Source organism: Castellaniella sp., from assembly GCF_004321985.1.
In the GTDB taxonomy this organism is placed as follows: Bacteria; Pseudomonadota; Gammaproteobacteria; order Burkholderiales; family Burkholderiaceae_B; genus Castellaniella.
Genome location: NZ_SCQN01000022.1, coordinates 1 through 22,883, shown reverse-complemented (window position 1 = coordinate 22,883; position 22,883 = coordinate 1). Strand labels below are relative to the sequence as shown.

Genomic DNA, 22,883 nt, shown 5'->3' with positions numbered 1-22,883 from the left:
TCCGCACGATGCCTCTGCCTCTCGCCTTCACCCCCGACGAAACCGCACTGCTAGGCCGCACCGCTGACGCGCTCTGTGCCTACCTGGGCAAACCCGTGATTGCAGAGGTCGTTGCCGAACCTGGCGAGGGCTTCGAGTGGGTTCTCTTCGCGATCCCGCTGGATCCCGCCGATACGGATGAGGACATCGCCCACGTCCAGGCAGGTGGCCCCGATGCCCGCATCCTGGGCAGCCAGGGCGGGCTGAACTTCAGCGACGGTACCCCCCTGGATTGCAAGTTCCTGTGGGCGATCCAGTTGTCGGATCAGAAAGACGCACGCTTCGTGAAGGTGGACGCCCAAGGCGAAGAAATCGGCTGGTCGGAGACGCTGGAAGAACTGCTGCCATTCGGGCTGGGAGACGAGCCCGCGCCGGAACAGGACGGTCGTGACGATCTGGAGGATGACGACGATCAGGGGCCACCGGAAACACACTGAACGAGTCGCCACGCCTGCTGGCGAGTCGACCCGCATGAGGCGATTCCTACGTCTTCTGCTTCCCGTGGCTCTTTGAAGCCGAAACAGCGGGACAGCTGGGGCGATTCCGTTCCCGATCATCGGGGCCTTCCCGCAGACGATCCCGGATGAACAGCGCCAGACCCAACGGCGCACAACCAGCCACCATCAGGCGCGCGCCCAAGTGCGTCAGGGCCCGCCCGGGCGGGCGACGGATGCCACGGCGCCACATGTGCAGCGAAAACCGCGTATAGCGCGCCGCTGCGGCAAAAAAGGATGCCGGCTGGCAGCGGAACCAGGGCAGGCAGTTTTCCAGCGTATCTTGCGCCAACAGCCACAGGCCCAGTGCGTGCCGCCCGCCACCGGCAGCCCGTCCCTGGCGGGAAAGACTGTCAGCGCTGTCGTGATAGACCCGGAAGACCTGATTGACAAAGCGGGTCAGATAGCCCGCCCGCGCAATCGCGTTCCAGACCAGGCTTTCGGGCACGAAGCCGGGGATGTCCTCGGGAAACGGAAACTGGCGCAGCACATCGGTACGAAGGCAGCCGAACTTTTCCCCACGCACATGGTAGCGAAAGGTCATGTCCAGCGAACTGACGTCCATCACGTCCTGAGGATACATGTCGCCCACGATGCGGCCGTCCGGCCCGGCGCACAGGCCGGTAATCGCCACGTATCGTCCACGCGCAGACGGCGGGATCTGTTCCCAGACACAGGACATGTGGTAGAGCGCGTTCGAATCCAGTTCGTCGTCGCTGTCGATGGCCACCAGCCATTCGCCCCGCGCATGGCGCACGCCGTTGTTGAAAGCCGTTTTCTTATGTTGATTGGGTTGCCAGACGTAACGGATCGGAAAGCTGGCTTCCTGTTGCCACCCCTGTACCAAGGTACGGGTATGGTCCGTCGACCCGTCATCCACCACCACCCACTCGAAGTCCTGGAAGGATTGCTCCTGGAGGGACCGATACACCCGATCCAGTGTGCTGGCGCGGTTGTATGTTGGGGTAACGACGGAAAACAAATGACGCCAGCATGCCATGCCGGTCAGCTCCTTTCGATTTCCGAGCCCCCATGATAGCTGCAAAAAAAAACCACGAACCGTTGGATCCGTGGTTTCCCTGAGACCGAATTGTATGAAAACAATACGGTCCCGCGCGGGTCGTCAGACGCGCTTGACCTTCTCGAGCATCTTGAAAACGCTCTTCGGCGCATGGATGAAAAGGCGCTTGAAGGACTTGCCAAGACAGCGGCGCTCCAGCGTATTGCGCCGGGTGCGTTTGATTTCGGCCATGAGGATCTCCTGAAATGGGGGCGGGCATGAAAGCAAAACACACCATTCTAACAAACTTTGCTGGGCACCCTGACATCCGAATGGCCGGATTATGATGAGGCCATGAACGCTCCCATCCGTATCCTTGGCGCTCGCCAGAATAATCTCAAGAACCTCGATATCACCTTCCAGACCGGAGAACTGACCGTCGTCACGGGCGTCTCGGGCTCGGGCAAAAGCTCGCTGGCCTTCGACACGCTGTATGCCGAAGGTCAGCGCCGGTACGTCGAGACTTTCTCCCCCTACGCGCGCCAGTTTCTGGACCGCATGGACAAGCCACAGGTCGACCGGATCGACGGCATCCTGCCAGCCATCGCCATCGATCAGGTGAACCCGGTGCGCAATTCGCGCAGCACCGTGGGAACCATGACGGAACTCAACGACCACCTGAAGCTGCTTTATGCGCGTGCCGGGCATCTGTACTGCCGGCAATGCGCGGGTCCCGTGCACCGCGACAACCCGGCCAGCATCCAGCAACAGCTCCAGACTCTGTGCGCTGAAGCCGACCCCCGGCTGGTGGTGAGCTTCCCCATCACCGTGCCCGCCAATTTCACCGAAGCCGAAGTCCGAGGTTTCCTGGAACAACAGGGCTACACCCGGACCTATGATCGGCAACCAGTCACCGCCGGCGCGACGGAGGGCCCCGACGAAGATCCCGCCGAACCGGAGGACGAAGGGCCATCCACGGGCCGCAACGGCAAGCGGGTCCTCCAGGTGATCCAGGACCGTTTCCGACTGGGAACCGCAGAACCTGCCCGGGTGAACGAAGCGCTGGAAACCGCGCTGCGCCAGGGTAACGGCCACCTCAGTGTGCACGCGCTGTTCGAGGACCACGAGGAAGAATGGCGCTTCAGCTCCGGGCTGCACTGTGCCCGCTGCGACATCGCCTACACCACTCCACTACCCAGCACGTTTTCCTTCAATTCGCCGCTCGGGGCCTGCGAGCACTGCAAGGGATTCGGCCGCGTCATCGGCATCGACTATGGGCTGGTGATTCCGGACGGCACACGCAGCCTGGGCGAAGGCGCCATCAAACCCTGGCAAACCGCCAGCTACAAAGAGTGCCAGGACGACATGGAGCGCTATGCGCCCCAGGCCGGGGTGCGCCTGGACGTCCCCTGGGACACGCTCAGCGCCACGGAAAAAGACTGGGTCATACACGGCACACCCGACTGGAAGGGCGGTCCCTCGGCCTGGAAGCGCCAATGGTACGGCGTACAACGGTTCTTCGACTGGCTGGAATCCCGGGCCTATCGCATGCATGTGCGTGTGTTGCTGTCCAAATACCGCAGCTACACGCCCTGCCAGCACTGCCGGGGAGCACGGCTCAAGCCCGACGCCACTCTGTGGCGCCTGGGCCGCAGCACCGAACCCATCGCCGGCCACCCCCGGTTCCTGCCGGCTGGGGTGTCCTGGACAATCGAACAGTTGGCGGCCTTGCCGGGCCTGGGCATCCACGACCTGATGGAACTTCCCATTGCACGAGTCCGGGACTGGTTCGAGCACATCGAACTGGGCCAGGTCATGGACGAAGCGCTGGCCGAGCTGCTGGCCGAAGTCCGCACGCGGCTGCGCTTCCTGTGCGACGTGGGGCTGGGCTATCTGTCGCTGGACCGCCAGAGCCGGACCCTGTCCGGCGGCGAAGTCCAGCGCATCAACCTGACTACCGCGCTAGGCACCTCGCTGGTCAACACGCTATTCGTGCTGGACGAGCCTTCGATCGGGCTGCATCCCCGGGATATCCACCGCATCGTGCAAGTCATGCAGCGGCTGCGCGACCATGGGAACACCCTGGTCGTCGTGGAACACGACCCCCAGGTCATGGTGGCGGCCGATCGGATCCTGGACATCGGCCCGGGGCCGGGTGAACGCGGCGGGCAAATCGTGTTCGACGGCACGCCGGCCGAGCTGGCATCCGCGCATACGCTGACTGGCGAATACTTTGGCGGCCGCCGGCACATTGAAGCCCCGCGGCCCATGCCGGTGGCCGACAACACGCCCAGGCTGCTGCTGAAGGGCGCCAGAGCCAACAACCTGAAGAATGTGGACTTCGCTATCCCGCTGGGGCGCCTGGTCTGCCTCACCGGCGTTTCGGGATCGGGCAAATCCACGCTGGTCCAGGACGTGCTGTACCCAGCCATGCGCAAGCGTCTGGGTCGGCCCACGGACGCGCCTGGGGAACATGACGCCTTGCTGGGCGCGGAGCGGCTCGCCGACATTGTGCTGGTGGACCAGACACCCATCGGCAAGACGGCGCGATCCAACCCTGCCAGCTACGTGGGGGCCTTCGACGCCATCCGCAAGCTGTTTGCGGCCGCCGATCTGTCTCGCGAGCGCGGCTACACCGCCGGCACCTTCAGTTTCAACACCGGCGACGGCCGCTGCCCGACCTGCGGCGGCACAGGCTTCGAACACGTGGAGATGCAATTCCTGTCGGACGTCTACCTGCGTTGTCCGGACTGCAACGGCCACCGCTACCGGCCGGAGATCCTGGAAGTCCGTATCGAACACATGGGGCGCACGGCGTCCATCGACGAAGTCCTGGACATGACGGTGAGCGAGGCCCTGGAATTCTTCAAGGGACTGCGTGACGTGCAGTGGGGTCTCGCGCCCCTGGCTGACGTGGGGCTGGAATACGTTCGCCTCGGGCAGCCCGTCCCGACACTTTCGGGCGGCGAAGCCCAGCGCCTGAAGCTCGCCGGCCACCTGGCCGAGGCAGCCCGCTCGCGAGCCCCACAGGGCGTGCGCAAGGGCAGCCTGCTGTTGTTCGACGAACCCACCACCGGGCTGCATTACGACGACATCGCGCGGCTGATGCGCGCCTTCCGGAAATTGCTGACGGCCGGCCATTCGCTGCTCATCATCGAGCACAATCTGGACGTGATCCGCGCTGCGGACTGGATCGTGGACCTGGGCCCCGAAGGCGGCGACCAGGGCGGCCAAATCATCGTTCAGGGGACCCCGGACGATGTGATGCACTGCACCGATTCCTACACAGGACGCGCACTGAGCGATTACACCCGCGAAATGGATACCCACGGGTTGACCCTGCACGAACCTGTCGCCCGCCCGCACACGCCAGCCAGCCCCGACATCCACATCCTGAATGCCCGGGAACACAATCTGAAGGGCATCGACGTCCACATCCCCCGCAACGAATTCACCGTCATCACGGGCGTTTCCGGCTCAGGCAAATCGACGCTGGCCTTCGACATTCTCTTCAACGAAGGCCAACGCCGTTACCTGGAATCACTCAACGCCTACGCGCGCGCCATCGTGCAGCCAGCCGGCAAGCCCGACGTGGACGCCATCTACGGAATCCCGCCCACCGTGGCCATCGAGCAGCGCACCAGCCGGGGCGGGCGCAAGTCCACCGTGGCCACCATGACGGAAATCCACCATTTCCTGCGCTTGCTCTATGTACGCCTGGGCACGCAGATGTGCCCGGACTGCCACGTCCCGGTGGCACCCCAGAGCCCGGAGCAGATCGTCGCGCAATTGCTGCGCGATCACGCGGGCGACCACATCGGGCTGCTGGCGCCGCTGGTCGTGGCGCGCAAGGGCTACTACACAGAAATCGCCAAATGGGCGGGCTCGCACGGCTACAGCCATCTGCGGGTGGACGGCGACTTCATCCCCGTGAGCCCCTGGCCACGCCTGAACCGGTTCCAGGAACACACTATCGAGCTCCCAGTGCGCGATCTGATGGTGGACGCGCGCGACGAAGCGGGACTGCGCGACGCCGTGCGCGCGGCGCTGACCCTGGGCCACGGGACCTTCCGCGTACTGACGGGGCTGACCCGGCCGGGCGCCGCCACGCTGGAGGCGCGGCGCACAGTGGGTCCCGCGCCAGCCCAGACGCTGCTGACTTTCTCGATCAAGCGCGCCTGCCCGAATTGCGGGACAAGCTTTCCGGAGCCAGACCCCCGTCTGTTTTCGTATAACTCCCGCCACGGCTGGTGCCCCGGATGCTTCGGCACCGGCGTACAACTGCTGGGCTTCACGGAGGACCAGACAGGAGAAGAAAACACCTGGCTGGAAGACGACAGCCAGGCTCTGCAAACCTGCCCGCAGTGTCACGGCCAGCGGCTGAATCGCGTGGCGCTCGCCTTCCAGTGGCACCAGCACTCGATTGCCGAACTGGCGGCGCTGCCCGTAAGCGACGCGCAGCGCTTCTTCCTGGGGCTTTCTTTGAGCGGCCGCGAGGCCGAGATCGCCCGTGACATCCTGAGCGAAATTCGCAGCCGCCTGAACTTCATGATGGACGTGGGGCTAGGCTACCTGGCATTGGACCGGGCCGCCCCCACTCTGTCGGGTGGCGAAGCCCAGCGCATCCGCCTGGCGGCTCAGCTCGGTTCCAATCTGCAGGGCGTCTGCTACGTCCTGGACGAACCCACCATCGGCCTGCACCCACGGGACAACCGAATCCTGCTGGATGCACTGGCCCGCCTGGAAGGCAATGGCAACACACTGGTTGTGGTCGAGCATGACGAAGACACCATCCGCCGCGCCGGCCACGTCATCGACGTGGGCCCGGGTGCCGGGACACGCGGCGGCATGGTGGTGGCGCAGGGCACTGTCCAGGACATCATCGACAATCCCGCATCGCTGACTGGCCGCTACCTGCGGGAGCCGCTGGCGCACCCCATGAACGGACGGCGTGAAGTCTTGCCCGACACCCCATCGCTGGAGATCCTGGACGCCACGCTGCACAACCTGAACCATGCCGATGCCCGTATTCCGCTGGGGCGGCTGAATGTGATCACCGGGGTCTCGGGCTCCGGCAAATCAACGCTGGCGCGCGAAGTCCTGCTGGACAATCTGGCAGGCAAGGTGGGCCGGGTCGACACGGGAAACTGGCGGGGATGCGGCCAGATTCGCGGCTGGGACGTTGTGGACCGGGTGCTGGAAGTGGACCAGACGCCCATCGGCAAGACACCGCGCTCCTGCCCGGCTACCTACATCGGATTCTGGGACGACATCCGCAAGCTCTACGCCAGCACCCGGGAGGCGCGCCTGCGCGGCTGGACAGCCTCACGGTTCTCGTTCAATACCGGTGAAGGCCGCTGCCCGGAGTGCGAGGGCCAGGGCATGCGCACCATCGAAATGAGCTTCCTGCCGGACGTGAAGGTGCCCTGCGATGCGTGCCATGGCGCGCGCTTCAATCAGGAAACGCTGGACGTGCACTGGCACGAACGCAGTGCCGGCGACGTGCTGCGCATGGAAGTCGACGAGGCCGTCGGGCATTTCGCGGCCCACCGCAAAATTGCTCGTGCCCTGCAACTGATGCAGGACGTGGGCCTCGGATACCTCACGCTGGGACAGCCCTCGCCCACGCTGTCCGGCGGCGAGGCCCAGCGCATCAAGCTGGTGACCGAGCTGACCAAGGCCCATCTGGATGAAGGCGTGCTGCGCACGGGCCGCGCATCCCGCATCCCGCACACGCTCTACGTGCTGGACGAGCCCACCGTCGGCCTGTCCACCGCTGACGTGGAAAAGCTGATCCACGTCCTGCACCGTCTGGTGGACGCCGGTCATACCGTGGTGGTCATCGAGCACAATCTGGACGTGATCGCCGAAGCCGACTGGATTGTGGACCTAGGTCCGGAAGGCGGCGACCAGGGCGGCCGCGTCGTGGCCCAGGGTAGCCCGGAACACCTGTGCACCAGCCCCACACACACCGGGCGGATCCTGGCGGAATTCATGAAGCGGTAGACAACCCCTTGCGGATCGCCCAATCGGCGGCTGCCATGCCCATGGTTGCCGTCACCGTCACCACCGAGCCATACCCCGCGCACGACAGACCCTGCGGACCCGACGGCGCGGCGACGGCGGGGGTCGCGGCCGGAGCGCCGCCCAGACCGGGCACTGCGGCCTCGTGTGTCCAGGCAGCCGGCAACACCACCGGCTGATCGAACCACAGACACGAGATTCCCATGCGCGGTGGACGATGATGGGGCTTACCGCCCGCCGCGCCGCCTTTCGGGTAACCATGGCGCTTGCGCAATTCCTGACGGATCCGGCCCAGCAGGGCGTCATTCACGGCGTCCGCCAAATCCCCGGCGCGCAGGGCCAGGGGATCCGTCTTGCCTCCGGCGCCTCCGCACACCAGCAGAGGCCACCCGAGTGCCCGGGCGTGCAGGATCATCGCGATCTTGGCCGATGCCTGATCCGTGCAGTCCACCAGCACACTGCGCAAAGCGGGCGGGGCCGGCGGCGTCACCAGAATATCGGCCAGATTGCCGGGATCCACGAAATCATCCACACAGCGCACGCAGCACAGGGGATCGATGTCGCGGATCCGCGCCTCCATCGCGAGCACCTTCGACTGCCCCAGCGTACTGGTCAGGGCGTGTACCTGGCGATTGACGTTGGACTCCGCAATGTGGTCCAGATCCACCAGCGTCAGGGCCCCAACGCCCGAACGGGCCAGGGCCTCCACGCACCAGGTGCCCACCCCGCCAATGCCGGCCACCACCACATGCAGACGCGACAGCGCGTCAAAAGCGCCGGCGCCATACAGACGATCCAGGCCGCCGAACCGGCGGGCACTGTCTACTTCATCCGCCCCAATGGCGGCTGAAGGGATGCGGCATCCCTCGGCCGCGCAACCACCGCCGCCCGTCGCGACCAGCAGAGGGGGAAACGATGGAACGTCGGACATGGCTTGAGCAGGCCTCAGCAAAGTGTATTCGGCCTCATTTTAGTCGCCGACGGCGAACTCCCCTACAATAGGAAGCAATCCGATTCAGATTCCCGAACAACCCGTGAACGCCGCTGCCCGCCCCCACCGACTGCCGCCGCCCCCAGAGGCCCTGCAGCTACGCGACGCGGCCTGGCACCAGGAATCGATCGCCCGGACACTGAAACACTGGGATGGCCATTCCGATCTGTGGATCTTCGGCTATGGGTCCTTGATCTGGCGCACCGAATTCCCCTACCAGGAAGCCCGGCTTGGGCGTATCCACGGCTACCACCGGGCCCTTTGCCTGTGGTCACGCGTGAATCGCGGCACACCCGAACGGCCGGGGCTGGTGTTCAGCCTGGGACTGGGCGGATCGTGTGCCGGCCGGGTCTACCGCGTCGCGAGCGATGGCGTCCCGGACATCATGCGCGCCCTCTGGGTGCGCGAGATGCCCAGCGCCGCCTACATCCCGCGCTGGCTGAAGTGCCACACGCCACAAGGCGTCGTTCCCGCACTGGTTTTCACCATGGACCGCAGCGACAGCAGCTACGTACCCGACCTGAGTCTGGAACAGACCGTCGGCGTCGTCCGCCAGGGACGCGGCCGCTACGGCCCCTGTCTGGACTATGTGCTGCAGACTGCGGATGCTCTGGATGCGGCCGGCATCTATGACCAAAGACTGCGGACGCTGGCCCGCGCACTGCGGCTTTCCACCTCTTCAGACCAGACCGTTCACCATGCCGTCAACCGCTGACATCCGCCAAACCTACCAGAAGTTCGAACTGCTGGAGTCTTCCGCAGCTGCAGATCCGTACGAACAGTTCGACCGGTGGTTTCAGCAGGCCCTGCACAGCGAGGTTCCCGAACCCACGGCCATGACGCTGGCCACCGCCGACACACAGGCGCGCCCATCGGCACGCACCGTACTGCTGAAGGGCTACGACCACCAGGGCTTTGTATTCTTCACCAATTACGAATCCAGGAAAGGCCAGGAACTGGAGGCCAACCCGCAAGCCAGCCTGTTGTTCTTCTGGGAACCACTGGAGCGGCAAGTGCGCATTGAAGGCCGCGTCAGCCGCATCCTGGAGACTGAATCCGACGCCTACTACGACAGCCGGCCGCTGGGCTCGCGCATCGGCGCCTGGGCGTCGCCGCAAAGCCGCCCGATCAACCACGACGATCTGGCGGATCGTGTGCGCGAATTGACCCTGCAACTGGGGGACCACCCAGAACGTCCGCCCTTCTGGGGGGGGTTCCGCCTACGCGCCGAACGCGTTGAATTCTGGCAAGGCCGGCCCTCGCGCCTGCACGACCGCCTGGTCTACACCCCCGCCGGTGACGGGACCTGGACCATTACGCGCATCGCTCCATGACCATCCCGGCGACCGCCACCATGGCTCATACCCCCGCAGCTGCTGCCGATTTCCAGGACCGATACTTCCGCTCGGCACTGGGCCGGTTTCCGACCGGCGTGACCATCATCACGGCGGAACACCCTGAAACCCACGTGCCGCTGGGGTTGACCATCAGCTCGTTCAGCTCGGTTTCGTTGGATCCGCCGCTGGTGCTGTGGACGCTCACGCATTCCGCCGCTTCGCGCCTCGCCTTTCTGGCACTGGATCGCTACGTCATCCATGTGCTCTCCGCCAGTCAGGTGAATCTGGCCCGGCGCTTTGCACGGGGTTCACATGCCGAGCGATTTGCCGGGCTCGCGCTGGGACGGGCGCCCAACGGCACCCTGATGCTGGAAGACCCGCGCTGCGCGGCATGGTTCGAATGCTGCAACACGCAGCACCATGACGCCGGCGACCACACGATCTTCGTGGGCCAGGTGGAACATTGCCACTACCAGCCCAAGGCACCGCTGATCTATCACGCCGGGGACTTCGACCTGACCCCGGCCAGCGAGCCTCTGTCGCGGAATTGAGGCCCTACGAGGGCACGATCTCGAACAGATTGGTGGCTTCGGTTTCAAAGACCAGTTCGTCAGCTTGATTGAGCAACCGCCACGTCCAGCGGACGATGCCTAGGTCGCTGCGCGAAGACGACACGCGCTTGGAATCCACCGTGGCTTCCAGCCGCAGGCGATCCCCGGCACGCACGGGCTTGACCCAGCGCAACCGCTCCAGCCCCGGCGAGCCGAACGAATCAGAGTCGCTCAGGGCTGCATCCACCGCCATGCGCATGGCGATACCGCCCGTCAGCCAGCCGCTGGCAATCAAGCCACCCCAGCGGCCTTCTTCTGCACGCTTCGCATCCACATGAAACCACTGCGGATCGTATTTGCGCGCAAATTCCAGCATTTCCTCTTCGGTCACCGTGACCGGCTCATGGCGAATCACCATGCCCACTTCAAAATCTTTGAATTTCATGCAATGCTCCAATCAGCCGCGCCACCACGATTGTGGCAGGTGACTTGTCATTCATCATACGGATCCTGGAGCACAGCCCCAACCCGGTAACTTAACATTTTTCAACACGTGCGAACCTGCGCGTCTGCCACGACCAGGCTCCTCCTACGCTAGAGCTCTGGATGCGCGGCCTAGTGCATTCCCGCTACGGGTACGGCTGCGGCACACTGCGTCCCGTGGACGGACTCCGGTCATCCAATTACCCGCCCGAACAAGCCCGGGATCACTTGCCCACACTGCTGCAAACATCTTCAAAGAACGCCAGCATTGATGTAGATATGCTTCTGCTCCATGAAATCCGCCATCGCGTCATACCCGTGCAGGCGGCCCACTCCGCTGCGAAGATATCCGCCCGTTTCAGCCTCGGCAAACAGTCGGTTGTGATCGTTGACCCAGACGGTGCCATCACGCAGCGCGCGGGCGACTCTGAGCGCGCGAGCGGCATCATTCGTCCATACGCTCGCGGACAGCCCGAAAACCGTGTGATTCGCCCGTGCAACGGCCTCCGCCTCATCCTCAAATTTCTCCAGTACCACCAAGGGTCCGAAGATTTCTTCCTGGCAAAAGAAGGCTGAACTGTCACCGTGGCCAACCAGCGTCGGAGACAGGAAGAACCCCTTCGACAGCGCACCATGAAGACGCTCGCCGCGAAGGATGACCTCATCGCATTCGTCGAGCGTCCTGGCTACGCTCGCCGTCACGCGCGCCAGAGCGCCCTCATCGATAAGTGGGCCGATATCGGAATCTGGAGCCACGCCGGGTCCGACGACCATGCCATTTAAGGCTTCCGAGAGCGCACGCTTCATCTCGTTATATCGGGACGCATGCACCAGCACACGCCTGGCAGCCGTGCACTGCTGGCCCGAAATGATCATGGAAGCCCGAGCCAACTTGACCGCCACGTCGGGTATGGATGCGTCGGGAAAGACGACGGCGCATGACTTTCCGCCAAGCTCCAGTGACAATTTCTTCATCGTCGACGACGCCGCTGCCATAATCTGCTGGCCTACGGCGCTGGACCCAGTGAAACAGATGACGGCGACATCCGGCGACGCCACCAGCCCGTGCGCAACCGCGCTCCCCTTCTCGAAAAGAATATTGACTACTCCGACGGGAAGGTCCTGGACCAGGGACAGATCCCTGATCATTTCGTACATGATCAGCGATGCCTGAGGTGCGGCCTTGATCACCGTCGAACAACCCGCCGCTAGCGCCGGACACAATCCCCGGACAAGCAACACCGCGGGCGCATTCCAGGGCACGATGATTCCAGCCACACCGGCAGGTTCCCGCAACACGGTCGAATAGGCCCCGGGCTCCACTTCCAGCGCGCGGCCAGGAATGAAACGCGTCACACCCGCATAGTATCGGATCTCGGAAATCGCCCCGGCGATCTCGCCGCGCGACTGGCCCAGGACCTTTCCATTTTCACGAGTCAGGATCTGAGTAAGCTCATCGATCCGGGACTCGAGCCGGTCGGCCCAGCGCAACAACACCATCTGGCGCAGGCGAGGACTATGGGACCAGACCGGCCGATTGAATGCATCCACCGCACAGGCAATCGCCTGGCGCGCATCCTCGATCGTGGAGTCGGGATAGGACCCAATCACCTCGCCGTTGGCTGGATTGATACTCTCGCATTTCGCGAGCCCGACAGCACCGACCCACCCACCGTTTATGAAATTCTGCGCATCCATCATGACAGTCCAAAAGAATCAAAACACAAGCATCAATATTCCAGGCGGCAACCCTAATGCATGACCGACCCGCCATCCACGACCAGGACCTGACCGGTCACGAAGTCACTGTCACGACTGCACAGATAGAGGAGGGTTCCGCACATATCCTCTGGCGTAGCCTCGCGACGGAGCGCACGGCTGGAAATGTTTCGTGCGACGATGTCCCCCTTCCAGTAAGGGCTTTCCATCACGTTCTGGCTCATCACCAGCCCGGGGGCCAGTGTGTTGATTCGAATGCCATATGCACCCAGTTCGCGCGCCAGCGCGCGCGTCATCGCCACGATCGCGCCCTTGGATGTCACGTAGTGCAGCATCATGGGCGCACCCTTGAAAACCGTGCCGGAAGCGATGTTGATGATCTTCCCGTAGTTCTTCTTTTTCATTTCGGGGAAGACGGCCTTAACGCACTCGAAACTGCCGCGCACATTGACCGCCATCATGCGATCCCATTCCTGAGAATCGATCTCGGAAAACGGCTTCAACGCGACCTTGCCAAAAAGCGCTGCATTATTGACCAGAATGTCCACGCCACCGAACCTGGCGACTGCGGCAGACACCATGTCCCCGACCGAATCCGGATTCGTTACATCTGTCTTTACGTACAAAGCCGCTCCACCGACCCCAATCAGTTCCTTGGCAAGCGGTTCCCCGTCCTGTACATCGGCAATCACCACTGAAATCCCTTCAGCCACCAGAGTCTTCGCGTACTGCGCGCCAATTCCCTGGGAGGCGCCAGTCACGATCGCCACACTACCGTTGATCCTGCTATTCCCAGCCATCATCACTCCTGTTCGCCATACGAAATCGACCACCCTTGGGCAGCCTCCGCTCGGATTCCCCGCTCCGTTCAGGGTATCAATTGAGTCCCAGGAACTTCCGCGTGAACTCCGGATTGTCCGCCAGATCACCACAGTCGCCCTCTAGCACCGTGCGTCCGTTTTCGAGCACATACGCCCTAGATGCAAAACCAAAGGCCCGATGAATATTCTGCTCGACGAGCAATACCGTGACCCCACTGGTGCCGATATGCCTCAGCGTGTCGAGGATCTCTTCCACAACTTTGGGAGCGACACCAATGAAAGGCTCATCCAGAAGCAGCAGTTTGGGTGATGACATCAGCGCGCGCCCGATGGCGACCTGTTGCTGCTGGCCGCCGCTCAACTCGCCGGCCTTCTGCGAGCTTTTTTCCTTGAGAATCGGAAACAGATCAAAGACTCGTTCCATCTCGCGATCGACCCCCTTGCGGGAACGCGGGCTGAACGCCCCCATGGCGAGATTCTCATAGACACTCATGGCCGGGAAGAGTCTTCGTCCTTCGGGAACCAGCGAAATCCCTTTCGCGATCGTGTCGGACGTATCCTGGTGAGCCAATGGCTGACCCTGAAAGGCGATGTGTCCGGCGCTCGTGGGCACGAGCCCCACGATAGCATTGACGGTGGTCGACTTGCCCGCTCCATTGGCACCCAACAGCGCGACACGTTCCCCCTCCCTCACGAAGAGACTGACATCCCACAGCGCCCGAACCTTGCCGTAATCGACGGCAATACCTTCGACTTTAAGCATTACGCGACTTCCCTCAAGGCACTGCCCAAGTACGTGTCCAGAACACGCTGGTCCTGGATCACCGACTCCAACGGCCCGTCCGCGATCAAGGTACCCTGCTCGAGCACCACCACCCGATCCACAACCTTTGCAAGCGCCGAAAAGATGTGCTCGACCCAGATGACCGTTATTCCAAAATCATCGCGGATACCGCGGATGTGCTCCACGAACCGGTCGATCTCGACAGGCGTCAGACCTGACGCAACCTCGTCAACCAGAAGTAGGCGCGGGCGTGTCGCAATGGCCCTAGCAAACTCCAGTGCTTTCTTCTCCTGCAGGGAGAGCGCATCCGCTCTGTCATCGATGCGATTGGCCAGTCCGACATACGAAATAAAACTGGCAGCCCTTGAAAGGGCTTCCCGAGGCTCCAGACATCCCTTGCCATGCATCAGTGGGACCGCCACGTTCTCCCGGACAGTCAAATCGCCAAAAGGTCGCGGGATCTGATTTGTCCGTCCCACGCCGAGCTGAGCAATTTCGTCTCGGCGAAGCGCGGCCAGGCCACGACCATCCAACCGTATCGTTCCAGCAGTAGGCGTCAGAACCCGGGAGATGCAGTTGAACAACGTCGTCTTACCCGACCCATTGGGTCCGATGAGCCCCACGATCTCTCCAGGCTGCACGACCAGGCTCACATCGTTGACCGCGATGTTCCCACCAAACTCCATCCGTACGTTCCGACATTCCAGAACAGGTCCGGCCTTGTCAGACGCCGCCGCCCGCACCAGAGGCAACTTTGCACCAGCGGGCGCTGCGATGAGCGCATCCTGAACCACAAACTCATGATGCTCCCGGGTCAACGGATTCAAGGCCGGGATCCTCTTCAGCCAGGTAGCCCGCAGCAAACCACCCGGCATGAAACGGCCGATCAAAAGAATGATCAATCCAAAGACCGCGACATGAAGAAACTGCAGGTTGATCAGCAGCCACTGCTGGATAAAGGCAAGAATCACGACGCCAACGACGGGGCCCCAACGGAGCCCTGAGCCACCAAACAGCGCCATGGCAATCGGCACGAGTGCGATATCCAAACCGAACACTGTCCGGGGATCGATATAATTCAACTGCCAAGCCTGAATGGCTCCGGCTAATGCCGCGAAACTCGCGCTGAGCCCCAATACCAAGACCTTCACAGGAGTAATTCGGACACCAACCATCTCCGCCATGGACTCATCATTCCTGATGCTCCGGAGCTCGTATCCGAACCGGCGCTTCGTCAACCAGAGCGTCGTCAAGAACGTGACCGCGCACAGAACGACAGCCAGATAATAGGCCCGCGTCAGAATATTGGCAGCCGGAAGAATGATACCGTCCACGCCGTTTGTAATGGAGGTGAGATTACTGGCAATCAGTTCGAACAGGGGCAAAAGGGCCAGCGTCGCAAAAGCAAAATAGTCGCCTCGCAGGCGAAACAGCGGAAACGCAATCAACAACCCAACGACTCCCGTCACAACCAAGGCGATCAGTATGGACAACCAGATCGGAATGCCGGACACCAGAGAGAGCGAGAAAAGGTAAGCGCCAACACCATAGAATACATAATGCCCCAAATTGATGTAGCCCATCTCGCCAGCGACCCAGTCCCAGCTGGCAGCCAATATATAAAATATCAGGACACTGAACAAAAAGGAAACAGCGTAGACACTGCCAAAGATAGGCACGGCGGCCAGGATCAATATTACCGGGACCGCGATCAGAAGCTGATTACCATGGATTATTTTCACGACTGCCTCTGCCCGCTAGCCTTTGGAAAGATGATGAGAATCATCAACATCAGGACAACGCTGACCGCCGGGGCCCATTCGGCATCCCAGAACAGGCTCGTCATGCTCTCAGCCACCCCAAGGAAAACGCCGGCATAAAGTGCCCCGCGAAGATTGCCGATACCTCCCAATATGATGATCGTGAATGCCTTGACCGTCAGAGGGAACCCCATGTACGGGCTCACCGGATAGGACATGGTGTACAGGATCGCGGCAATTGCGACAGTGGCTGAACCGAAGGCAAACGTGATGCTTTTCAGCTTGATACTATGCACACCGCAAATCTGCGCGCCAACGCGATCCTGCGTGACCGCCCTGATTGCGCGGCCCAGCCACGCCTTGCTCAGAAAAAGCTGCACCAGAATCGTTAGCACCACAATTCCCAGCAAGACATACATCTGAGTCGTGGATATCACGATCCCGTTCAGATTGATCGCATGGAAGGGAAGCTGGATATTCCGTTGTGTCGCACTCGCCAGAGACGTCGCGACATCACTCAAAATGAGCATGGCGCCGACCGTCACCAGCACGCTGCCAACGACGCTTTCGAACTCACTCCGGCTTTCCAGCGGGTAGATCAGGGATCTGTAAAAAAGATACCCGAAAAGGAACATGAGAGGCGTGATGATGATCGCGATGACCAAGGGGTGCAGGCCAAGCCCGGTATACAACACGCTGGCGGCTATCCCGCAAACCGCCAGCATGGTCCCGTGCGCGAAATTCAAGATCTTGACGATCCCGTAGATCAGAGACAACCCGAACGCTATGAGCGCGTAGAGGCCTCCCAGCAGAATACCGCCTATTAGAACCTGAAGGATGACTTCGATAGGCATTACCGTACACCCATGATTTCAGGATGGAGCGCCCCCGAAGCGGACCGCATTACCGGAGGCGGTTTCCACCGATTATTGCCAAGTAGGCGAAGGCCAGATCACCTTGCCGGTTGCCACACTGGAAGGCCAAACGACGACAGGCTTGCCATGTTGCATCTGAAGCGTAAAAGCTCCGTTGGTCTCGGGGAAGCCATTGTCCGAGAATACGATATTCCCTGCCGGTGATTTGAACGTGCCCTTGTACAGAGCCTGACGGACGGCCTCGCGATCCACCACACCAGCTTTCTCGATGGCCTGTACCATCACGAGATAAGAGGCAACCCGCGCAAACGTGAAGATGTCGTCGAACATGTCAACTTTCGATCTTTTCAGCACGCTCTCCACCAAATCGCTGTAATCACCCTTCACGCCAGGATACCAGGGGAGTTCTCCGGTCATACCCTCGATGTCCTTTCCCACCTGCCGATAGAGCGATCCCGTGAGCATCGTGTGATGTACATCCATCGCGTGGATTCCGAGCTGTCGAATCTGCTGGACGAGTGGAACTGAAGCGCCATCAAAGGAGCTGATATAAAGGATATCCGGCTTGGCTGCGCGCACCTTGGCGAGCATCCCTGTGAAATCCATCAGGCCCGATGGAAAGACGACCTTCGAGAGGACCTTCAAGCCCTGCTCTTCCGCCTTCTTGGACCATGTATCCGTGATGGCCCGCATCACCGGATTATCCTGCGTGATGAAGTAGATGGACTTCGGCTTCGGCGTCATCTTAGAAATCATATCGAAATAACGCTCTGACCAGAGCGGGACTTCCGGGTAAGGTGTCCCAAAGAGATATTTGTAGCCGTGCTGATAGATGGACAGTGTGGCGACATTCCCCGCCACCATCGGGATCTTGTGCTTCTCAGCAATGGCAGCCACGGGGTTACCAATGGAGGACCAGTCCGGACCAACGAAGAAGTCCACCTTGTCCACCGTCGCCAGCCTTTCATACAACGACACGGCTGTCGATGGAATGCTCTGGTCATCATAGATCACGAATTTCAGCGGCAACTTCTTGCCGCAGGACTTTACCTCGATGCCACCCGATGCGTTGATCTCTTTCGCAAACTCCTCCGTCATCTTGCTCCAGTTGTCCGTTAACGTCGAAAACGCACCGGACTCCGAAATCGTGGTCCCGAAAACGATGGGATCATTGCAGGAACCAACCTTTGAAACCGCCTGCGCGGAAACGAACAACAGGCTGCTGGCGAAAACCGCCAATGTGCATTTTTTAAGATTCATGTCACTCCTCCATACAATAAAGACGAGAACGAGAACGGCAGCCCGGGTCATGCAACGGCAAATCAGCTCTGCTTTCCGGATGCTCCCTTTGCAATGAGTCTGCGTAGAATCTTTCCCACGGCGGACTTTGGCAACTCTTCGACAAACACGTATTCACGCGGTCTTTTGTAATTGGGCAGGTCCGATTCCCGGCAATACGCGTCCAGATCATCCTTGGTCGCAGCGGCCTTCAGCTTGATGAATGCCGCAACCTTCTGACCCCATCGGGGGTCCGGCAAACCGACGACAGCCACCTCGTCAACAGCTGGGTGCGTGGACAACAGACTCTCGATATCGGTCGGAGAAATGTTCTCGCCACCGCTGATGATCATGTCGTCGACCCGTCCGGTCACGAACAGATCCCCATCCTCATCGAAGTAGCCAAGGTCTCCCGTCAGGAACCAGCCACCATGCAATGCTTTCTCGTTTGCGTCCGGACGCTTCCAGTATCCTTCGAACGCCTCGTCGCCCACGAGGTCCGCGATGATCTGCCCCTCTTCCCGAACGCCGGCAACCTCGTCGCCACTCTGGGCGTCCAATTTGATAACCCGAATGCGCTGATTGAGCCCCGCCTTCCCGGCACTGCCGGGTTTCGCAACCGCGTTCTGGTCGATCGTGCAGGTGTAGACCTCCGAAGAACCATAATGGTTGACGAAGAGATTCGGCTTGAAAGTCTCGTTCAGCCGCTTGAGCAGCGAGGCCGTCATCGAAGCGCCGGCAAAACCAAGCTTGCGCACTGAAGAAATATCGGTGGCCGGCAGATTCTGATGAGCGAGAATGTCGTGATACAGGGTCGGAACCAGATAGAGGTTGGTGACACGCTCCTGCTCGATGACCCGCAACACCGCCGCCGGATCAAATCTTGAAACACAAACGAAGCACCCGTTGATCATGGCCATGGACAACAACGACCGCACACCCATCGTGTGATAGAGAGGCATGACACCAAGCGTGCACTCACCGCGCCCGTACAGATTCTGGGCGATATGCGCAAGTGCCGCGGAGCGCTCATGGCAATGGCGTCGGGGAACACCCTTCGGCCGGCCCGTCGTCCCCGAAGTGAACAGCATCAGGGACCAGTCACTGGCATCGGCATTGACCAGATTCCCGGCGTAGCTCGACGACAGCAGCTCCCCGAACTGGACCGTTCCACCCGACAAATCGCCAACGGATATCTTCGGAAGCTTACCGGCGGCGGGCGCGGCGCGTACCGCTTCCTCGGAAACGTCCTGGTAGACGACCGCCCTGGCCTCTGAAATGGTCAAGCAATAATCCACCTCGTCGGCCTTTGCGCGCCAATTCAGCGGCGTCATGATGGCACCCAGCAACTGGCACGCCCAATGAAGGGTCGCCATTTCCCAGCGGTTCTGCAAGATGGCCACCACGTGGTCGCCATGCTCGATCCCCAGCTTCTCCAGCCCCCCTTCGATGCGTCTGATACGGTCGAACCAGTCGCCATAAGACAGATGCAGGTCGGCATCCACGATGGCCAGCGCGCCGGGGTCCCTCTCCACCGAAGCAACGAAACTACGACCCAGGTCAAGCATGCCAAACCTCCCCCTTCTGCTGTTCATCGTGTGAAACAGCGGCATCCACCACCGCGTCCACGATATTCGTGTAGCCGGTGCAACGGCACAGGTGCCCGGTCAACATGTCTCTGACCTGTTCCCGAGTCGGATTGGGGACACGCCGTAAATAATCGTCGCAGGACATGAGGATTCCCGCCGTGCAAAAGCCGCACTGCAAGGCATGATGGTTCTTGAAGGAAAGCTGGAGGGTATTGAGCTCCTGCCCGCAGTCCCGATTCAGACCCTCGACGGTCTCCACGACAGACCCCTCTGCCTGGACCGCCAATTGAAGGCACGAACGCATGGCGACTCCGTCGATCTTCACCGTGCACGCCCCGCAGACACCATGTTCGCAGCCCACGTGCACTCCCGTCGCCCCCAGCGTGTGCCTCAGGAAATCAGACAGTAGCGTGCGAGGTTCAGCCAAGCCGCTGGCTTCCCTGCCATTCAAAGTCAGGGCGACGAGGTGCGGATTGTCTTTAAGATACCGTTTCATGGCGTGTTCCAAAAATGAGTTTCCGTCCCAATTCCCGCACCAGATGGCGCCGGTATTCCGCGCTGGCGTGGCTGTCGCTCTGTGCCTGCAAATCCCAGGCAAACTCATTGAGTGCGTCATCGACGTCCGATTCAGCCAAGGAACTCGGCCACGTGCGGCGCACGGGCCGATCTGCGACCCCGCCCACGGTCAGGGATATTTCCAGCGGAGACGCATCAAGGGCTACGCCGGCTACCGCGAAATCCCCCCGTCGCATCGCAACCTCATCAAAGGCGTACCGATGTCCGTCGGCTACCAGCGGGAAGCGCACTTCCTTCACCAATTCGCCCGGTTCCACCGCCGTCGAAAGCATCCCGGTAAAGAATTCATCCGGCTTCAAGATGCGCTGGCCATGCCGCGCCAGCAACACCACCTCGCCCTGGAGCGCCGTCAGGCAGAGCGGAAGTTCCGCACTGGGATCGGCATGCGCGATGGATCCGCAGACTGTTCCACGATTACGAATCTGAAAATGAGAGATGAAGGGGAAAGCAAGCTTGAGAAGAGGCACTTCTCGCTCGAGCGACTCGCGCCATTCCACGCTAGCCTGGGTGGCCGCCGCACCAACGACAAGGGCGCCTTTTTCGACCCGCACATACGCCAGTTCCGGACACCGAGAAATGTCGATCAGCGCCTTGGGCCTGGCCAACCGATAATTCAGCATTGCCATCAGCGACTGGCCACCCGCGAGGATGCGCGCATCCTGTCCATACGAGTCGAAGGCATCGAAAATCTCTGAAATCTTTTCGACCCTGACATAATCAAAAGGAACCGGTTTCATGGACGCATCCCCAGCCACACCAGTACACGCCGCCACCAGGACAGACGTGGAGCCACGCCGCCGGTGGAGGCCATCCTGCCAAGGCGGTCGAACATCTGGCGCAGGATGATTCGTGCCGCGCCTTCGAGCATCCGCCCACCTACGGCGGCCACCTTGCCGCTGACCGATACTGCGTAGTCATACGACAGCCGGGTTCCACCTTCCAGCGGAACCAGACGAACAGTGCCACGCCCCTCTGCACTTCCCAGCGCACTGATTCCCTTGCCGCCCAGCGAAAGTTGATGAGGCGGCTTCAGATCGCCCAGCTCGATCTCGGCGCGGTAACGCGCCCTCACGATACCGACACCGATCGTGATGTCCGCACTGAAGCGGTTCTCACCCATCCTCTCCAGACGGTGACAGCCCGGAATCACGCTGGCCAGCGCATCGGGATCCAGCAACACGGCAAAGACCCGTTCAGGCGGCGCGGGAAGATCCACTGCCCCCGACATGACCAGAGCGCTGTCTCCGGCCGGCGGCGGAACCTGATTGACAACTTGTCTGGATGTACCGGACGGCTGCGGATCAGGAATGCCTCGAAGCGCATGGATACGTGAAGGCGTCAGCGGCAGCCGGACATCCGCCACGCCCAGCGCATCCGCAACTGCATTGGCGATGCACACCGGCGTGCTCATGTTGTTGCCCTCGCCCAGACCTTTGGCCCCTAGCGGCGTAAAGGGCGAAGGAGTCTCCAGATGGACAATGATGGGGTCCGGAACCTCGTAAGCCGTGGGCACGAGATAGTCCGCGAACGTGCCGGACAGAAAGCTGCCATCCGCCGCGTAGTCATATTCTTCGAGCAGCGCTGCCCCAATGCCCTGAGCAAAGCCACCGCGAATCTGACCGTCCGCAAGAGCCGGATTCAGGATCCTGCCCGCATCATGTGAAGTGACATACCGGTCAATGCGCACCTGCTCGGTCACACGATCGACCTCCACGGCACAGATATCGAAGATGAAACCATAGGCCGCCGAACTGTTGATCACATCGTGCTCGTCAGGCGCATCCGCATGGGGTGGCGTCCAGAACACGGTTTCCCTCAGGCCCGGCGCCATGCCCTCTGGCAACGTGCCAGGAGACCAGTGCGTCGTTCCGGCCACCCGGTGAAACCGAAGCGAATGCCCGGAGTCGACTCGTGAGAACACGGAATGGTCGGCAAACTCGATCGTATCGACGGGCTGCTTCAGGATATCGGCCGCGATGGCCGCCATCTTTTCGCGGATTTTCACGGCTGCCAGATGCACGCTGCCTGCCGTCGCGCCGGCAAACCGGCTCGAATAGTTCCCCGCCGCGATCGACCAGGCATCCTTCTGGGTATCGAGTTCGGTATTGACGATCACATCATCCGTATCCAGTCCCAACACGTCCGCCACGACTTGTGCGGCCGCAGTCCGGTGCCCCTGTCCGCCGGGGACTGAATCGATGATGACGGTCACGCTGCCCAGGGGATCCACACTGACCGTCGCGCTTGCGATGGCCCCGTTCTTTGGACCCGCCTTTGCGCGGTCTTCCGCCGTCATCACTGTCGTGATGTAGCCCATGTTTGAAATCGATGGCTCGACGACGGCGGTATATCCTATTCCATAGAGACGCCCCTCGACCCGCGCTTGCGCACGCCTCTCCAGCAGCTCGTCCAGCCTACCCTGTGAACACGCCAGAGCAATGGATTCCTGATAATTCCCCGATCCAATGAATGCCCCCGCCGGAGCACGATACGGAAAAACGTCCGGCGTCAGCAGATTGCGGCGAATGACATCGAGCGGATCCAGGTTCAGCTCGACCGCGA

The 22,883-nt window shown here is 61.4% G+C and carries 19 protein-coding genes; 5 read left to right on the top strand and 14 right to left on the bottom strand.

Annotated features, from left to right (window positions below):
* Window positions 1-8 precede the first annotated feature (8 nt).
* Window positions 9-476, top strand: a complete 468-nt coding sequence (locus EPN31_RS05660) for a hypothetical protein (RefSeq protein ID WP_291770629.1) — start codon at window positions 9-11, stop codon at window positions 474-476.
* 46 nt (window positions 477-522) lie between these two features.
* On the opposite strand, the gene EPN31_RS05655 is transcribed toward EPN31_RS05660, so the two are convergent.
* Together EPN31_RS05655 and EPN31_RS05650 are read right to left on the bottom strand one after the other, a co-directional pair.
* Entirely contained in the window at window positions 523-1,533 is a 1,011-nt protein-coding gene (locus EPN31_RS05655; RefSeq protein ID WP_291770628.1) for a glycosyltransferase family 2 protein, read from the bottom strand.
* Between the two features lie 123 nt (window positions 1,534-1,656).
* A complete protein-coding gene (locus tag EPN31_RS05650; protein WP_291770627.1) occupies window positions 1,657-1,785 on the bottom strand; it encodes a hypothetical protein in 129 nt (42 codons plus the stop codon).
* A 102-nt stretch (window positions 1,786-1,887) separates the two neighbouring features.
* Between EPN31_RS05650 and uvrA the strand changes: the two genes are divergently transcribed.
* On the top strand, window positions 1,888-7,539 hold the full coding sequence (gene uvrA, locus EPN31_RS05645) for an excinuclease ABC subunit UvrA (protein WP_291770626.1): 5,652 nt from the start codon (window positions 1,888-1,890) through the stop codon (window positions 7,537-7,539).
* Here uvrA and EPN31_RS05640 read toward each other — a convergent pair.
* Entirely contained in the window at window positions 7,526-8,488 is a 963-nt protein-coding gene (locus EPN31_RS05640) for a tRNA threonylcarbamoyladenosine dehydratase (protein WP_291770621.1), read from the bottom strand. The two genes, uvrA and EPN31_RS05640, sit on opposite strands and share 14 nt — an antisense overlap.
* Window positions 8,489-8,591: 103 nt before the next feature.
* Here EPN31_RS05640 and EPN31_RS05635 point away from each other — a divergent pair, with 103 nt between their 5' ends.
* Genes EPN31_RS05635 through EPN31_RS05625 form a run of 3 tightly spaced genes read left to right on the top strand, consistent with a single transcriptional unit; the run spans window position 8,592 to window position 10,436 of the window.
* Window positions 8,592-9,263 carry a gamma-glutamylcyclotransferase gene (locus EPN31_RS05635; RefSeq protein WP_291770620.1) on the top strand — a complete coding sequence of 224 codons (672 nt, stop codon included), beginning with the start codon at window positions 8,592-8,594 and terminating at the stop codon, window positions 9,261-9,263.
* Window positions 9,247-9,882 carry a pyridoxamine 5'-phosphate oxidase gene (gene pdxH / locus EPN31_RS05630; RefSeq protein WP_291770619.1) on the top strand — a complete coding sequence of 212 codons (636 nt, stop codon included), beginning with the start codon at window positions 9,247-9,249 and terminating at the stop codon, window positions 9,880-9,882. Before EPN31_RS05635 ends, pdxH begins: the two co-directional genes overlap by 17 nt.
* 20 nt (window positions 9,883-9,902) lie before the next feature.
* A complete protein-coding gene (locus EPN31_RS05625; protein ID WP_291770738.1) occupies window positions 9,903-10,436 on the top strand; it encodes a flavin reductase family protein in 534 nt (177 codons plus the stop codon).
* Between the two features lie 4 nt (window positions 10,437-10,440).
* On the opposite strand, the gene EPN31_RS05620 is transcribed toward EPN31_RS05625, so the two are convergent.
* The 11 genes from EPN31_RS05620 to EPN31_RS05570 all read right to left on the bottom strand — a co-directional run.
* The gene (locus EPN31_RS05620; protein WP_291770617.1) at window positions 10,441-10,881 is read right to left on the bottom strand and encodes a MaoC family dehydratase; all 441 of its coding nucleotides are present in this window, start codon (window positions 10,879-10,881) and stop codon (window positions 10,441-10,443) included.
* A gap of 290 nt (window positions 10,882-11,171) precedes the next feature.
* The gene (locus EPN31_RS05615; RefSeq protein WP_367188296.1) at window positions 11,172-12,620 is read right to left on the bottom strand and encodes an aldehyde dehydrogenase family protein; all 1,449 of its coding nucleotides are present in this window, start codon (window positions 12,618-12,620) and stop codon (window positions 11,172-11,174) included.
* Window positions 12,621-12,670: 50 nt separating this feature from the next.
* Window positions 12,671-13,471, bottom strand: a complete 801-nt coding sequence (locus EPN31_RS05610) for an SDR family NAD(P)-dependent oxidoreductase (RefSeq protein WP_291770616.1) — start codon at window positions 13,469-13,471, stop codon at window positions 12,671-12,673.
* A 43-nt stretch (window positions 13,472-13,514) separates the two neighbouring features.
* Window positions 13,515-14,222: an ABC transporter ATP-binding protein gene (locus EPN31_RS05605; RefSeq protein WP_291770615.1), complete on the bottom strand. Its 708-nt coding sequence runs from the start codon at window positions 14,220-14,222 to the stop codon at window positions 13,515-13,517.
* The gene (locus EPN31_RS05600) at window positions 14,222-15,985 is read right to left on the bottom strand and encodes a branched-chain amino acid ABC transporter ATP-binding protein/permease (protein WP_291770614.1); all 1,764 of its coding nucleotides are present in this window, start codon (window positions 15,983-15,985) and stop codon (window positions 14,222-14,224) included. Before EPN31_RS05600 ends, EPN31_RS05605 begins: the two co-directional genes overlap by 1 nt.
* Window positions 15,982-16,857, bottom strand: coding sequence for a branched-chain amino acid ABC transporter permease (locus tag EPN31_RS05595; RefSeq protein ID WP_291770613.1), 876 nt, complete (start codon window positions 16,855-16,857; stop codon window positions 15,982-15,984). Before EPN31_RS05595 ends, EPN31_RS05600 begins: the two co-directional genes overlap by 4 nt.
* 72 nt (window positions 16,858-16,929) lie before the next feature.
* The gene (locus EPN31_RS05590; protein WP_291770612.1) at window positions 16,930-18,138 is read right to left on the bottom strand and encodes an amino acid ABC transporter substrate-binding protein; all 1,209 of its coding nucleotides are present in this window, start codon (window positions 18,136-18,138) and stop codon (window positions 16,930-16,932) included.
* 62 nt (window positions 18,139-18,200) lie between these two features.
* Window positions 18,201-19,724, bottom strand: a complete 1,524-nt coding sequence (locus EPN31_RS05585) for an AMP-binding protein (protein WP_291770611.1) — start codon at window positions 19,722-19,724, stop codon at window positions 18,201-18,203.
* Entirely contained in the window at window positions 19,717-20,241 is a 525-nt protein-coding gene (locus EPN31_RS05580) for a (2Fe-2S)-binding protein (protein ID WP_291770609.1), read from the bottom strand. The genes EPN31_RS05585 and EPN31_RS05580 overlap by 8 nt, the downstream gene beginning before the upstream one ends.
* Window positions 20,225-21,058 (bottom strand): FAD binding domain-containing protein, encoded by an 834-nt coding sequence (locus tag EPN31_RS05575; protein WP_291770608.1) that lies wholly within the window; start codon window positions 21,056-21,058, stop codon window positions 20,225-20,227. The genes EPN31_RS05580 and EPN31_RS05575 overlap by 17 nt, the downstream gene beginning before the upstream one ends.
* Window positions 21,055-22,883 (bottom strand): molybdopterin cofactor-binding domain-containing protein (locus tag EPN31_RS05570; RefSeq protein WP_291770607.1); only part of this gene is annotated, 1,829 nt, incomplete at its 5' end. The genes EPN31_RS05575 and EPN31_RS05570, both read right to left, overlap by 4 nt.